At 63.5% G+C, this 12,898-nt stretch carries 12 protein-coding genes; 3 read left to right on the top strand and 9 right to left on the bottom strand.

The window, feature by feature from the left end:
- Positions 1 to 7: 7 nt before the first annotated feature.
- The 8 genes from WBA38_RS12240 to WBA38_RS12205 form a co-directional block, all read right to left on the bottom strand.
- The gene (locus tag WBA38_RS12240; protein ID WP_424297125.1) at positions 8 to 1,486 is read right to left on the bottom strand and encodes a hypothetical protein; all 1,479 of its coding nucleotides are present in this window, start codon (positions 1,484 to 1,486) and stop codon (positions 8 to 10) included.
- Entirely contained in the window at positions 1,486 to 1,971 is a 486-nt protein-coding gene (locus WBA38_RS12235; protein ID WP_424297123.1) for a hypothetical protein, read from the bottom strand. The genes WBA38_RS12240 and WBA38_RS12235 overlap by 1 nt, the downstream gene beginning before the upstream one ends.
- Positions 1,972 to 2,068: 97 nt before the next feature.
- Complete coding sequence (locus WBA38_RS12230; RefSeq protein WP_424297121.1) at positions 2,069 to 2,500, bottom strand: organic hydroperoxide resistance protein; 432 nt, start codon at positions 2,498 to 2,500, stop codon at positions 2,069 to 2,071.
- 54 nt (positions 2,501 to 2,554) lie between these two features.
- On the bottom strand, positions 2,555 to 3,226 hold the full coding sequence (locus WBA38_RS12225; protein WP_424297119.1) for a hypothetical protein: 672 nt from the start codon (positions 3,224 to 3,226) through the stop codon (positions 2,555 to 2,557).
- 64 nt (positions 3,227 to 3,290) lie between these two features.
- Positions 3,291 to 4,718, bottom strand: coding sequence for a hypothetical protein (locus WBA38_RS12220; RefSeq protein ID WP_424322814.1), 1,428 nt, complete (start codon positions 4,716 to 4,718; stop codon positions 3,291 to 3,293).
- Positions 4,719 to 4,787: 69 nt separating this feature from the next.
- The gene (locus WBA38_RS12215; RefSeq protein WP_424297116.1) at positions 4,788 to 6,092 is read right to left on the bottom strand and encodes a lipase family protein; all 1,305 of its coding nucleotides are present in this window, start codon (positions 6,090 to 6,092) and stop codon (positions 4,788 to 4,790) included.
- 198 nt (positions 6,093 to 6,290) lie between these two features.
- Positions 6,291 to 7,316: an aspartate-semialdehyde dehydrogenase gene (locus WBA38_RS12210; RefSeq protein WP_424293616.1), complete on the bottom strand. Its 1,026-nt coding sequence runs from the start codon at positions 7,314 to 7,316 to the stop codon at positions 6,291 to 6,293.
- A gap of 10 nt (positions 7,317 to 7,326) precedes the next feature.
- On the bottom strand, positions 7,327 to 8,592 hold the full coding sequence (locus WBA38_RS12205; protein ID WP_424322813.1) for an aspartate kinase: 1,266 nt from the start codon (positions 8,590 to 8,592) through the stop codon (positions 7,327 to 7,329).
- A 168-nt stretch (positions 8,593 to 8,760) separates the two neighbouring features.
- On the opposite strand from WBA38_RS12205, the gene WBA38_RS12200 reads away from it, so the two are divergent.
- From WBA38_RS12200 to WBA38_RS12190, 3 genes are all read left to right on the top strand, one after another.
- A complete protein-coding gene (locus tag WBA38_RS12200; RefSeq protein WP_424293613.1) occupies positions 8,761 to 9,981 on the top strand; it encodes a hypothetical protein in 1,221 nt (406 codons plus the stop codon).
- 157 nt (positions 9,982 to 10,138) lie between these two features.
- Positions 10,139 to 10,888: a FadR/GntR family transcriptional regulator gene (locus tag WBA38_RS12195; protein WP_424322812.1), complete on the top strand. Its 750-nt coding sequence runs from the start codon at positions 10,139 to 10,141 to the stop codon at positions 10,886 to 10,888.
- 63 nt (positions 10,889 to 10,951) lie between these two features.
- Entirely contained in the window at positions 10,952 to 11,617 is a 666-nt protein-coding gene (locus WBA38_RS12190) for a cache domain-containing protein (RefSeq protein ID WP_424322811.1), read from the top strand.
- A 3-nt stretch (positions 11,618 to 11,620) separates the two neighbouring features.
- Here WBA38_RS12190 and WBA38_RS12185 read toward each other — a convergent pair whose 3' ends face one another.
- Positions 11,621 to 12,802: an ABC transporter substrate-binding protein gene (locus tag WBA38_RS12185; RefSeq protein ID WP_424322862.1), complete on the bottom strand. Its 1,182-nt coding sequence runs from the start codon at positions 12,800 to 12,802 to the stop codon at positions 11,621 to 11,623.
- Positions 12,803 to 12,898 lie beyond the last annotated feature (96 nt).

Here is a 12,898-nt window from a genome sequence, read left to right as displayed (position 1 = left end):
CGGCCTCCTACTGGTAGGAAATGAAATACGGTACCGGGTCGACAGCCATCGTCTTCCGTGGAGAGAACATGGGCTTGTCCTCGGTATAGAAATTCTTCCACCCCAGCCAGGTGCGTGGCGGTATCCCCGCCACAATTCGACGGTATGTTTCCATCTTCACGCTGGGGACACCGTGACCGTCCGCGTGGATCACGAAGCTCAACTCCGGCCGGCGGGTGTCGATTTTGCTCCGGTCGCCGAGCATATCGGCGTCAAACTGGTGCAGCACCAACGCTTTCTGCGGCAGGTTCTGGGACGCGACGATGTCGGCCAGCCACGTCGAAACTTGATTGACTTCCGCGGGTGCCACCGAACCTATCTGGGTCAGATGAACCTGGTTGGGTTTGAGGCGCCATTCCGGGTCGAGCGCCAGCCCCACGTGCGGTTCCAGCAGCAAGTCGCGGTACATCTTGGCCTGCTTAAGGAAGTTCATCCGGCCGGGCTGCAAATCGAGCGTCACGTAGACGCCAGCTTTGCCTGCGGCGTCGACCCACGGTCGAATCTTCTCAACGTCGAGCGCCGAGGTGTAGTTGCCACCGGGGCCAGGTTCGGCCGAGGCGACGGTGACGATGATTTCGAATCCAGGCACGACGGGCACGGGCGAGAACTTCTGGTATTTGGCGGCCAGGGCCTTCGCCTTCTTGATGGAGTCGGGAATGCTCTGGCGGCCGAGCGGGCCCAACTCGGGGGCCCCGGGCGATCCGTAGAGTGCCACGACGCGACGCGACGGAAACATCAGTTGACCGCCGCCCGGAAGCTCCTGGACATTCCGTGCCAGGTTGAGTTGCTGCTTGAACTGCTCGACGGTGCCGAAGTTCGCGCCAATCGCGCGAACCGGCATGGCCGGCTTGGCGCGCATTCGGGCGAGGGCCTCACCGGAACTCCGCGGGTCCGCGACCGGCATCGAAATCACCTCTGCGGCACCTGCTTCGGCGGTTGCCACGGCAGCGACCGTGTCGCTGCCCGAGTCGGCCAGCAGCACCAGCGTTCCGCTACCGGTACTGACCGCGTCGCCGGGCAGATCGGTGTCGGTGGTCTCCGGGACGTCGACAGGTGCGGTAGCGGCACCGATGCGCACCGCTTGGGTAACGCCGAGCCTGCGCAACTCGGTCGACACGGCGGGTGCGGTGCTCTCAGCCAGGACGAAGACCGGGACCCGTTTGGCACGCGCGAGGTCGGCGGCGGCCCGGACGTCGCTGGCGTTGGCCGCCTGCGCCACCACCACTGCCGTCGACGACGACGCGAATACCGTGCGGCTCACCAACACGGAGTCCGGCACACCAGGTTCGGCCACAACCTCGACCGAGCCATCGACCAGTCGTGCTGGCGTGGTTTTATCAGCAACCACCGACACGGCGGATGCCGCCACCAGCACCACGACCGCGAGGCCAATCGCACCCGCGCCGATCACCCGCGAACGAGTCGATCCGGTCCTGTTGCGCGCCACTACAAGTCGGCGCCCGACGCGTCCGAACCTGTTGCCTCGTCGGCGTATGAATCGGCAAACGACACGCGCGGCGTCGTCAGCGCCGAATAGCCAGCGAGCGCCGCAAAGACGACCGCGGCGATCCCGAACGCGACGGCCAGGACAATCGAGCACGCCCATGCGACGACGCTGACGATGTTGTCCTGACCGTCGAGAGCAATCACCGCGGCGATGGTCAGCACCGTTGCGAGAAGAGCCCAGGCGGCCGAGCGGGCACGCGGCCCGATCGCCCGACTATAAAAGAGCCGTTCGTAGAGGCCGATCTCGAATTCGTCGACGGCGGCCAGTCGAGCGGCATCGGTGCCCGCCAACTCGCGCAGCGTGGCAGCGAGATCGGCGTCACGACGCAGGACCACCGTTTCGTTCTGGCGGTATCGAACATATGCGATGGTCGCGATGGTGACCGCCAGAATTCCAGCGGCCGCGACGAGTGCCAAGTTACTCACGAGAGTTCACGGTACCCGGCGCCGTGCCGCCAATCACACTGAGGCCGTGCCACCGGTCACACCGGAAGCGCGCCACACCCGCGCGGAGGTGCCGGGATTACACCCGAGACGTGACCTTATGCGCAATATTTCCGCGAGTGGCCTTCGAGTAAGGGCAAAAACCGTGTGCGGCCTGGGCCAATTCGGAAGCTGCGCCAGTCTCCAAACCGGGCAGGTAAACGTCGATATCGGCGGTGAGTCCGAAGCCGTCGTCGACGTCGTCCTTGCCGATTCCGATGGTCACCTTCACTGCGGCGTCGTCGGGGACGGCCACGCCCGCGTTCTTGGCAACGAGGCGAAGTGCCCCCATGAAGCAGGCCGCGTAGCCTGCCGAAAACAGTTCCTCGGGGTTGCTTCCGTCGCCCTTGCCGCCCATCTCGACCGGCGGTGCAAGTTCCAGATCGATGCGGCCCGATTCGGACACCACTTCGCTGTCGCGACCACCTCCGGTAGAGGTTGACGAAACGTGGTACACGGGGGACACGGTCATTTCATTCTCCTTCAGATGCGGTCAGATCGCGTGAAATCCACGCCGCTATCCAACCTACTCGTCGCGCGAGGCCCGGAAGGGCTTCACAACCAATGAGGTCTTCGGAAGCCATTCATTGGGCGCGCGACGCATCGTCACGAGCGCGGACAAGACCAGTGCGCCACACTCGACCCACGCGATGATCCGCCAGACCACGGAAATTTCCGGGTAGTTGAAGAGCAGGTCGGCACCGACAATCGTGAACAGCACCGCCACAGCTAAGACTGCGACATAGATGCTGCGCACATTGCGACTGTTGAACTTAACGATGCCGACGAGCAGCGGATAGCTCAATGCAGTGAACACCGGCATGCCAATGAGGAGGGCCGGGGTCCAGAACGATGCCATCGACAGGGCTTTGGAATCCGGGTCAACGCCGGGGACCTCTTCCAGACCCGGGCGGAGTCGGACGGCCATGAGTTCTTCAAGCATCCCCAGGTTTGCGATTCCGTAAACAACCCACGTCAGGCAGGCCGCCGCCGCAATCCACCACAGGACCCGCGCATCGCGAAGCAACTCCATGGGCGCCGGTCCGGGGTCCTCCGGCCGTGTCGGATACCGATTGGCGAGATTGCGGTCTTTCGATTTCCGGGCGATCTCAGCAAGATCTTGGGCGTCGAGTTCGGCCTGCGTTGGTAACCGGTCGTCGTCGGGCATGTCGCCGTCGGGCGACCCGGGGGTGGTCATGCCATAGATCATGGCAGATCTGCCTACCACCGGATCGCCCAGCCGACGACGCTAAGCGCGCACGCTAGGGCGTCACTTTCAGCATGCGGGTTATGGTCCCTTGCCAAAGGACGCCGCCGGGACCGATCATTCCGGTCAACTGCATCGGCTCGTCGAGCGGTGCAGCCCCGACCTGTCGGGTGACGACGCGACGGCCGGTCTCAAAGTCGATGGCGACATAGTTCACCGGACCAACTTGCTGCGGTACCGCCGAGTAGGGACCGTAAGCCAAGCCGTGAATCAGGTTGTCGGCCCGCGACAGTCGTGGCAGGGTCGCCATCCGGTCAGTCGTTGTTTCCCAAACGCGCGAGCACTTCCCGTCCGCAACATCGATGCGGGTCATGCCGCCGCGGAAACCAGCAAATGCTGGCACGCTATTACCGCCGTTTACCGCCATCGGCGGATACTGGAAGCCGTAGGTGCTTGGGATGACAAGGCTGTTGCCCTTCGCCATCGGCGAGTTCTCGGTGCCCTGCGGTGAGGCTTTAAATGCGCGCATGCGGCACACCTGCGACCCGTCGGACGAGTTGTAGACGATCAACTCCGGCGTTGCGGCGCTGTCGACAATGGCGACCCAGCCATCACCGCCGGGGCCAAAATACGTCGGCGTGGTTCCCGAACCCCAGGTCAGCTGACCGGGCTTGCGTGCGGTGCCGCGATCGTAGCTTCGCCGCCACACGGTCTGCGGAACCCCGTTCGCGTCGGCGGTCATCTCGTACAGCGCATGGGTGGTGAGGACAGAGGCACCGGACCGATGGATCGTCAGCCCGTTACCCAGTTCCTCGCCCCGCGGCAGGCGGGTGGTACCGATACGACCGTCGGGTAGGACCGTTCCGATCACGCCCTTGGTGGTCGCGAACCAGGTCCGGCCCTGGTAGTCGGGGGCCAAGCCGGTGATCCCGTCGTTCCCGAGATACTTCGAGACGTCGGTGGCCTTGTCGACGCTGAGCTTCCACCCACTCGGTGTGCGATGGTGCCCGACACGGAGGATCTTGCCCGATCCATCCGCCACGACGACGCGGTCGTGGTTATCGAGGAACCCGTAAACCCCGCCCAGCAGTTGCCCCTTTGTCAGCGGCAGTCGTGCCAGAACCTGGGCATTCTTCGGGTTGAACAAGGTGACCACGGGAGTGGCGACCTGCGGCGGGTCCCCCGCCACGTAAGCGGTGCACAGGGAAATCGGGAAGCCGTCGGAGCCGACAAACGTTGCCGCGCACACTCCGCCCGGCGAGCTTGACGCGGCCAGGTGCGCCGTTCGCCCCGGTCCGCGGAACGGCGTGCTGTCTGTCGATTCCGGATCGCCGTGCATTAGGGAAGTGGCCGCCGGGCCAACCCCGGGAATGGCAGGGCTCGCCACGGCAGTCCCTAACCCGTCCAACGGATTAGTCGACACCGCAGCGAGCCCGAGGACCGCCGTCGCCGCGGCAATCAGCAAACGTTTCGTCAAAGTCACGTGGCCAGTGGACCACATTTACAACTGACGGAGCGCTGATTGCCCAGGTGATGACTCGTTCTTACCGGTTCAGCTGTTGAACTCGCCGAGGATGAAGTTGGTACCCGGAAGGAGCTGGAAAAGCATAGGCAGCGCATGGTTGACGACCAGACCCGGGAAGATCGGCGGGGTGTAATCGTTCGCCAGATGCACGACGGCCCCCTGCTTCTTCCAGTCGCGGTACAGCGTGATGACCTGCCCGTGCGGAATCACGTCGTCGTTGATGCCGGTGGAAATCAGGACCGGTGCATTCGGCTTGAGCTTTCCGATCCGCTGATCGGCCAGCGCGTCCTGGATCACCGGGTAGCGCTTGATTACCGACGATAGCGACTCACCGGTGCGGGTCCACGAGCTGGTGCGCTGGAAACCGAAGGCCAATGCGGTGTCGCCGATGCACTGGGTAGAGACTGCCTTGAGCGCCTTGCGTCCGGTCGCGTTTGTTTCTTTGTCCAAGATCGAATTGATCTCCGGGTAACGCGCGGCGAGCCCATTGATCGCATAGCCGATAGCACCGGTGATGAAGGTTCCGTCGATGGCCGGGAGCACCTTGGCGAGGTCTGCGGGCGGCGCACCCGCGTAGGTGGCCTTGACGTTGAGTTCGGGAGCGTACGTCGACGCCAGTTCGGCCGCCGCGGCTGCCGAACCGCCACCCTGCGAGTAGCCCGCGAAGGCCACCGGTGCATCCTTCGGTGCCTTGGCAGTCTTGAGTGCTGCGCGCGCGGCGTCGAGAACCGCGTGTGCGGACTCGGCCCGGTTGACGTAGGTATGGATGCCCGGGGTGCCGAGGCCGATGTAGTCGGTCATGACAACTCGAACGCCGTTGAGGAGGAAGAGGTTCATCTCCAGGCCCGAGTAGTTGACGCCGATGCTCGGCTTGGTCGGGTCGATCGACATCGGGAACGACAGCATCTTCGAGCCTGCGCACTGGTCGCCCTGCCCGATGGTGCCGGGAGCCAGCACGACCGTCGGACGCTTTCCCTTGCCCTGCCACGGCGCGGTCGGTTCGACGACGGTGCCGGTCACGGCGGTCTTGGATCCGTCCTGCTTGGTGGAGGTGTACATGATGCGGGTAGCGTTGCCCGGCCATTGCCGCTTTACGCCCGGGATCTGCAGGAGCAGGTCGGCGTGCTGCGTACGGACGATGTCACCCGGCGTCGAAGAGTAGTTAGCGGGCGGCAGGTAGAAGTTGCCGACAGCTTCCGCAGTGCCGGCACCGCTGGTCGAAACCAGCGTCGCGCCAGCAACTGCACTCACAACAGCGACGACAGTGACGCGCTTAGCTGCGCCTGACAATGTTTGACGGCTCGATGAGACGATGCCCCGAATATTTCTCACGCTTTGTAACTTACGGCACAAAGTTACCGATGAGTAGTACAGATTTCACGCCATTCTGTGAGCTCTCTCACAAACGTGTGAATTCTGTAACACCCGCCCACCCACCTTTTCCCGCATGATGCGTTGATTCCCGCTACACGTCGGACGTGTAGCGGGAATCAACGCATCATGCGGGAAGGACAAGCGGCGGGGTTCGGGCTAGACGAGCAGCTCCGCGATTTGAATCGTGTTGAGGGCAGCACCCTTGCGGAGGTTGTCACCCGAGACGAAGAGCGCCAGCCCGCGGCCCGCGGGGGCACCCTCGTCCTGACGGATACGACCGACCAACGAGACGTCGCCGCCCGCAGCGTCCAATGGATTCGGCACGTCGACGACCTGTACACCAGCGGCGGTCGCGAGAATCTCGCGAGCTTCTTCCGGAGTCACCGACTCGGCGAACTCGGCGTTGATCGACAGTGAGTGTCCAGTGAAGACGGGGACGCGAACGCACGTTCCGCTGACCAACAGTTCCGGGATGTCGAGGATACGACGCGACTCGTTGCGCAGCTTCTGGTCTTCGTCCGTCTCGCCACTGCCATCGTCGACCAGCGAACCTGCCAGCGGGACCACGTTGAAAGCGATCGGCGCGACGTAATTGATCGTCTCGCCCAAGTCGACGGCACTTCCGTCGTAGACCAGCTTCTCCGCGCCGTCGATGCCGGCGCGAACCTGACCGGCAAGTTCGCGGACGCCCGAGAGTCCGCTGCCGGACACAGCCTGGTAGCTAGAAATGACGAGGCGCTGCAGGCCCTTGGCGTCATGCAACGGCTTGAGAACCGGCATTGCCGCCATCGTGGTGCAGTTGGGGTTCGCGATGATGCCCTTGGGCGGGTTCTTCGCCAACGCGCCATTAACCTCGGCGACAATCAGCGGCACGTCAGAATCCTTGCGCCACGCCGACGAGTTGTCGATGACTGTGACGCCAGCAGCGGCAAATCGCGGTGCCTGAACCTTCGACATGGTGGCGCCAGCGGAGAACAACGCAATGTCGAGACCCGCAGGGTCGGCTGTGGTGGCATCTTCAATGACGATCTCACCGCCGCGCCACGGCAGGGTCTTTCCAGCCGAACGCGGCGATGCGAAGAAACGAATCTCGTCGGCCGGGAAGTTCCGGTCCTCCAACAGTTGACGCATCACGCCGCCGACCTGCCCGGTCGCGCCGACTACACCCAAACGAACACCCATTACCCGACTCCTATCGCCCGGTTCCGCCGTAGACCACGGCTTCTTCTTCAGCACCGAGGCCGAAGGTTTCGTGCAGCACCTGGACCGCTTGGTCCAGGTCCTGTTCGCGCAGCAACACCGAGATGCGGATCTCCGATGTCGAGATCAGTTCGATATTGATGCCTGCGTCGCTGAGCGCCTCACAGAACGTCGCGGTGACGCCCGGGTGGCTCTTCATACCGGCACCAACCAGCGAGACCTTGCCAATGTTGTCGTCCAGGACAACCTCGGAGAACCCGATCTCATCGCGCAGTTTGCCGAGTTCTTCCACCGCCAACTCGCCCAATTCCTTGGGCAGGGTGAAGGTGATGTCGGTCTTGCCGGTCTCCAACGCCGACACGCCCTGCAGCACCATGTCGATGTTGATCTCGGCGTCGGCGACAGCACGGAACACCTTGGCGGCGTAGCCGGGCTTGTCGTCGATACCAATGACGGTGACCTGGGCTTCGCTGCGGTCATGGGCGACGCCGGTGAGGATTGCTTCTTCCACGGGGATGTCCTCCATCGAGCCCGAGACAATGGTGCCGGGCTTATTCGAGTACGACGAGCGCACATGAATTGGAACGTTGTAGCGGCGCGCGTATTCAACGCAACGCAGCATCAAAACTTTGGCACCGCACGCTGCCATCTCGAGCATCTCTTCAAACGAGACATGTCCGAGGCGTTGAGCGTTCGGCACGATGCGGGGGTCAGCGGTGTAAATGCCGTCGACGTCGGTGTAGATCTCGCAGACGTCAGCGTCGAGCGCCGCAGCCAAGGCGACTGCCGTGGTGTCCGAGCCGCCACGACCGAGGGTCGTGACGTCTTTGGTGTCCTGCGAGACGCCCTGGAAACCAGCCACGAGCACTACGTGGCCGTTGTCGAGGGCACTGCGAACGCGACCCGGCGTCACGTCAATAATCTTGGCTTTGCCATGGCTGCTCGTAGTAATGACGCCCGCCTGCGAACCGGTGAACGACTGTGCGTTTTCCCCGAGGGCGTTAATCGCCATCGCTACCAGCGCATTGGAGATCCGCTCACCCGAGGTAAGCAGCATGTCCATCTCACGGCCCGGCGGATTCTCGGTGACCTGCTGTGCGAGGTCGAGGAGTTCGTCGGTGGTGTCGCCCATGGCGGAAACCACCACGACGACTTCATTGCCGGCACGCTTGGTTTCGACGATGCGCTCGGCGACTCGGCGAATGCCAGCGGCATCCGACACTGAGGAGCCACCGTATTTCTGGACAACCAGAGCCACGTCGTGCAACCTTCCTTTGTCTTTGCAGTCACTTTGCAAGATCAGTCACTTGGGCAAGGCCAGTCCTGTACTAGGGGCCTTGCGCCCGGTTCACCTTACCTGCCGCCGCTGACCAGACGCATTCCAGCGACCACCGTCCGCCGCGGTCCTGCCGTAACATCGGGCCCGATGACAGCCACCTCTGCGACTAATCAACGCCGCCGTCCGCCGTCGAAATTCCGTGTGGCCACTGAACGTTCAGTGCGGGCCCACCGTTTCGCGTTGCTGTGCGTCGGCGTGTACTTCGCCGTCCGGCTAGTCGGGCTCGCCGTCCTCTCAGTTTTTACCAACGCCCATCAGCTCGCAATGACGTCGACACTGTCGAAGTGGGACGGCGAATGGATGCTCGGGCTCGCCCGCTACGGCTACGGCGGAGTCCCACCCTGGTTCACCGATGCAAACGGTGTCCATACCGATTTCACCGCGTATGCATTCTTCCCCGGGTACCCCTGGCTGGTCCGGGCCGTTGCCATTCTCCCGGGAATCTCGCCGTTTGCGGCGGCCATGATCGTCAACGTGCTTGCCGGGGCCCTCGCCGCGGTGGCTATTGGGCGGCTAGGTCAGCACTGCGCGACGCGGGTGTCACCACAGGTCAGAGCTTCGCAAGAACAGGCACCGATCGTCGGACTGATCCTGGTGGCCCTCTTCGCAGCCACCCCCATGTCGGTGGTCCTCAATATGGCGTACACCGAAGCGGTGTTTTGCGCGGCCGCGGCATGGGCACTCGTTGGGGTCACCGAACGACGCTGGCTGCTCGCCGGGTTCTGCGCCCTGGGCGCCGGAGTGGTGCGACCGACGGGGGTCGCCGTGATCGCCGTCGTGATGGTCGCCGCGTTCCTCGGCCGACGCGACGGTCGCCGCGCCTGGGTCGCAGTCGGGATTGCCCCACTCGGCTATCTCGGATACCTGGCATTGGTCGCCGCGAAGACCGGTTCCCTCGACGGCTGGTTCCAAGTTCAGACCTCCGGATGGAACACCAGGATCGACGGCGGTCGTGCCACGTGGCGCTTCCTTGTCGACTCGCTGGGATCGGATTCGACCTTCGCAGCGGTCGCGACCGCGCTCATTTTCGTGTCCGTTATCACTCTGCTCGGATGGTCAATCGCCGATCGCGTGCCATGGCCGGTGTTGGTGTACGGCGCTCTGGTGGTGGCATCCATCCTGTTGTCGGACGGACTGATGATGAGCCGGGCACGACTGCTGCTGCCGGCATTTGTCCTGTTCATTCCAGTTGCCCTGCGGATAGCAACCCGCCCGCGCACCGAAATCGCGGCGATGTTAGCGCTGGTTGCCGTGTTCTCCGGATGGTTTGGCGCACATATGTTGACGGTGTTCGAGTATGCGATCTAGCTCAAGCTCGACTCAGTTTTGTCTGTGACGTGCAAGGCGCCGCGTATGTTTACTCTGATCCATCCCCTCGCCCGAATTTCACAATTTTTCCGTTTCATACACTCTCCCTCCTCACCGCCTACATGCCGTGCCGCCACGGCAGAGAAGAGGCCGCGTCATGTTGAACACCGAGCCGAGTCGGAGCACGTCCGCCGTGTTTACGCCGCTCCGGTCTGGTTCCCTCGTCGACCAGATCAGCGATCGCATCGCGGAATCCGCAGAATCGGGCGTCTTGCGTCCGGGCCAACGCCTCCCCAACGAGGTTGAGTTTGCTGCGGCGCTTGGTGTTTCCCCCTTGACCGTTCGTGAAGCGCTCGCCCGACTCCGCGACGCTGAAATCGTCGTAACCACTCGCGGCCGTACAGGGGGAAGCTTCATCTCCGCTGGCCTCGCACCCTCTACCGAACGTGCCGAGGCCCGGCTACGGGAAACGTCGCGCACCGACATCTTCGAGATGGGTGCCCATTACGAGGCGCTGGCGGTCGGTTGTGCTCGAGCGGCCGCCCGCCGAGCCAGCCCGAGCGACCTGAAGCTCCTGGGTGACCTCATCGGCGACCCGGACAGTCCGGATGTCGAGCAGGATCCGACGACGTGGCGCCAGTTGGAAACCGAATTCCTGGTGGAAGTCGCTGCTGCGGCGCGCATCGCCCGCTTGGCTCGAGCGTTGATTCAGGCGCAGTCTGAACTCGGATGCCTCACCTATCTGCCGAACACCGACCCGGACTATCGTCGCGAGTCGTGCGCGCATCGGTCCGCCGTGCTTGCTGCCATTGCCGAGGGCAGCGAGGCGAACGCCGAATCCGCCATCCGCGCGCTGATTACCCATACCGTGAATTGGCTTCTCATTCGACGCTCGCAAACCGGCTAACCGAGTCGGAGCGCCGGCGACGGCCCAACCCACATCTCGCCCCAAGTAAAGGACTCGCTGATCGTGCCTACATCGCCCGAAGTAGCTGCAGTCGCCCGATCGCTGACAGAAATCTCCACCAGCCTGCAGCGGTGGTCGGTGGCATTGGGCCATTCGCTGGCGGCGCACCGCGGGACGCTCAACGCTGCTGCGATTGAACGCGCGGTGAAACCGACCGTCGCCGAGGTACTGAAGGCCGACGACTCCGTTGTTTCCGGTGGCGGATTCATTGCCGCACCGGGCCTGCTCAACTCCGACCGCTACTACATGGCGTGGTGGCAAGGTACCGGTGTCGACCGCGTCGACCCGATCGCCAATCTGTCCGATGCCGCACGCGGTCGCTACCTCACCGCAGACTGGTACGTGACACCGATCAGCACCGGGCACATGGCCATCACCGGGCCGTACGTCGACCTGCTCTGCACCGACGAGTTCTCCATCACGTACACCGCTGCCGTCGACACCTACCGGCCCGACGGTCCGGCCGGAGTCGTGGGCTTCGATGTCACCGTCGCCGCCTTGGAACATCGCATTTTGACCTCGCTCAAGACGGTTTCCCCCGGGGCCGCCCTGGTGAATTCCGAGGACCGCGCCATCGTCACGTCGTCACCGCTCGTAGCACCCGGCGAGTTCATCCGGGATTCCGCGCAGCGGTGGGACGTCGGGCACGGCCTATCGATCGTCGCCTGAGGCTCACCCCTTGATCTCCAGCCACGCTTTCGTCCACCCCGCATAGTCGACACACTTCACGTCGGTCCGACCGTCGAGGCAGTCGGCCATCGGTGTCGCCCAGTACCAAATTTTCGAGGCATACGCGGCGTCGGCGGAGTGGTAAACCGCGCAGTGGTTGCGGTCTTTCGAGTGCGCGCAGGCCTTCGAGTTGGCGGGTGCTTCGCCGACGTACTCGGTGATCTGTGCGTTCACCGTGGGGCTCAACGCGTAGTTGATCCACTGGTACGCACAACTGAGATGCTTAGCGCGCGACGACACCATCCACGAATCAGCCCAGCCGGTAGAGCCTTCGACCGGCGTTACCGTCTCGACCTGCGCACCGCCATCGCGCGCCAGGTTGGCACCGACTTGCCAGGTGGTTCCGATGACACTCCACCCGGCACTGAAGGCCAGTACCTCGTGAACAATGTCGTTCCAGTAGAAACCGATGCTGGCGCGCTGGATTTTTAGGAGATCGACGACCGCTTGAAACTGCTGTTCATCCAGTGCATACGGGTTGGTGATTCGCAGTTCCGGGCGGTGCTTCATCAGGTAGAGCGCGGCATCGGCCAGGTAAATCGGCGAGTCGTACGCGGTGACTTTGCCGGGATACCGATCGGCGTCGTCGAAGACCGCAGACCACGACGTCGGCGCGGGTTTAACGAGGTCGGTCCGGTACATCAGCAGGTTGGCACCCCAACCGCTGGGCACTCCGTAAACTTTCCCGCCCGCCGAGTTCCAGGATTTTTCCCGAAGGTACGGGTAGATGTTGGGGTAGTTGGAGAGCAATGCGGTGTTGATCGGTGCAACGTCACCCGCGGCAATCAGCCGCAGGGAGGCATCCCCGGACGCCGATACGACGTCGAACTGACCGCTCCGCATCTTGGCAACTGCCTCGTCCGACGTCCCGAACGAGGTAAATTCCACCTGCCAACCCGTCTGCTGACTGAAGGGTTGCACCCAGTTGACGGACCGATTGTTGCTGCCGTCTTCCACGTGACCGGGCCCGGCCAGCACGCTGACTGTGCCCTCCGCCGAACCCAGGACTGTCGGCGTACTGCTGCTGGGGGCCATCGCCGAGCTGCCGCAGGCGGCCACCGCGACGGTCAGGCCAACCAGTGCCGCGAGCAGGCCGAGCCGACGCCTCCCTCTCGCCACGATCATCTCCTTGCCACGACCGTTAACTGCCGGGCGCCACCACAGGTGCGTCCACTTCCATTCTTGCGCGCCGGTTTCACCACCGTGGGGTTTAGAAAATGA

Source organism: Gordonia sp. (in: high G+C Gram-positive bacteria) (assembly GCF_049647785.1).
GTDB lineage: Bacteria > Actinomycetota > Actinomycetes > Mycobacteriales > Mycobacteriaceae > Gordonia.
The sequence above is the reverse complement of the archived record's forward strand: the minus strand, read 5'-3'. Positions and strand labels throughout refer to the sequence as shown.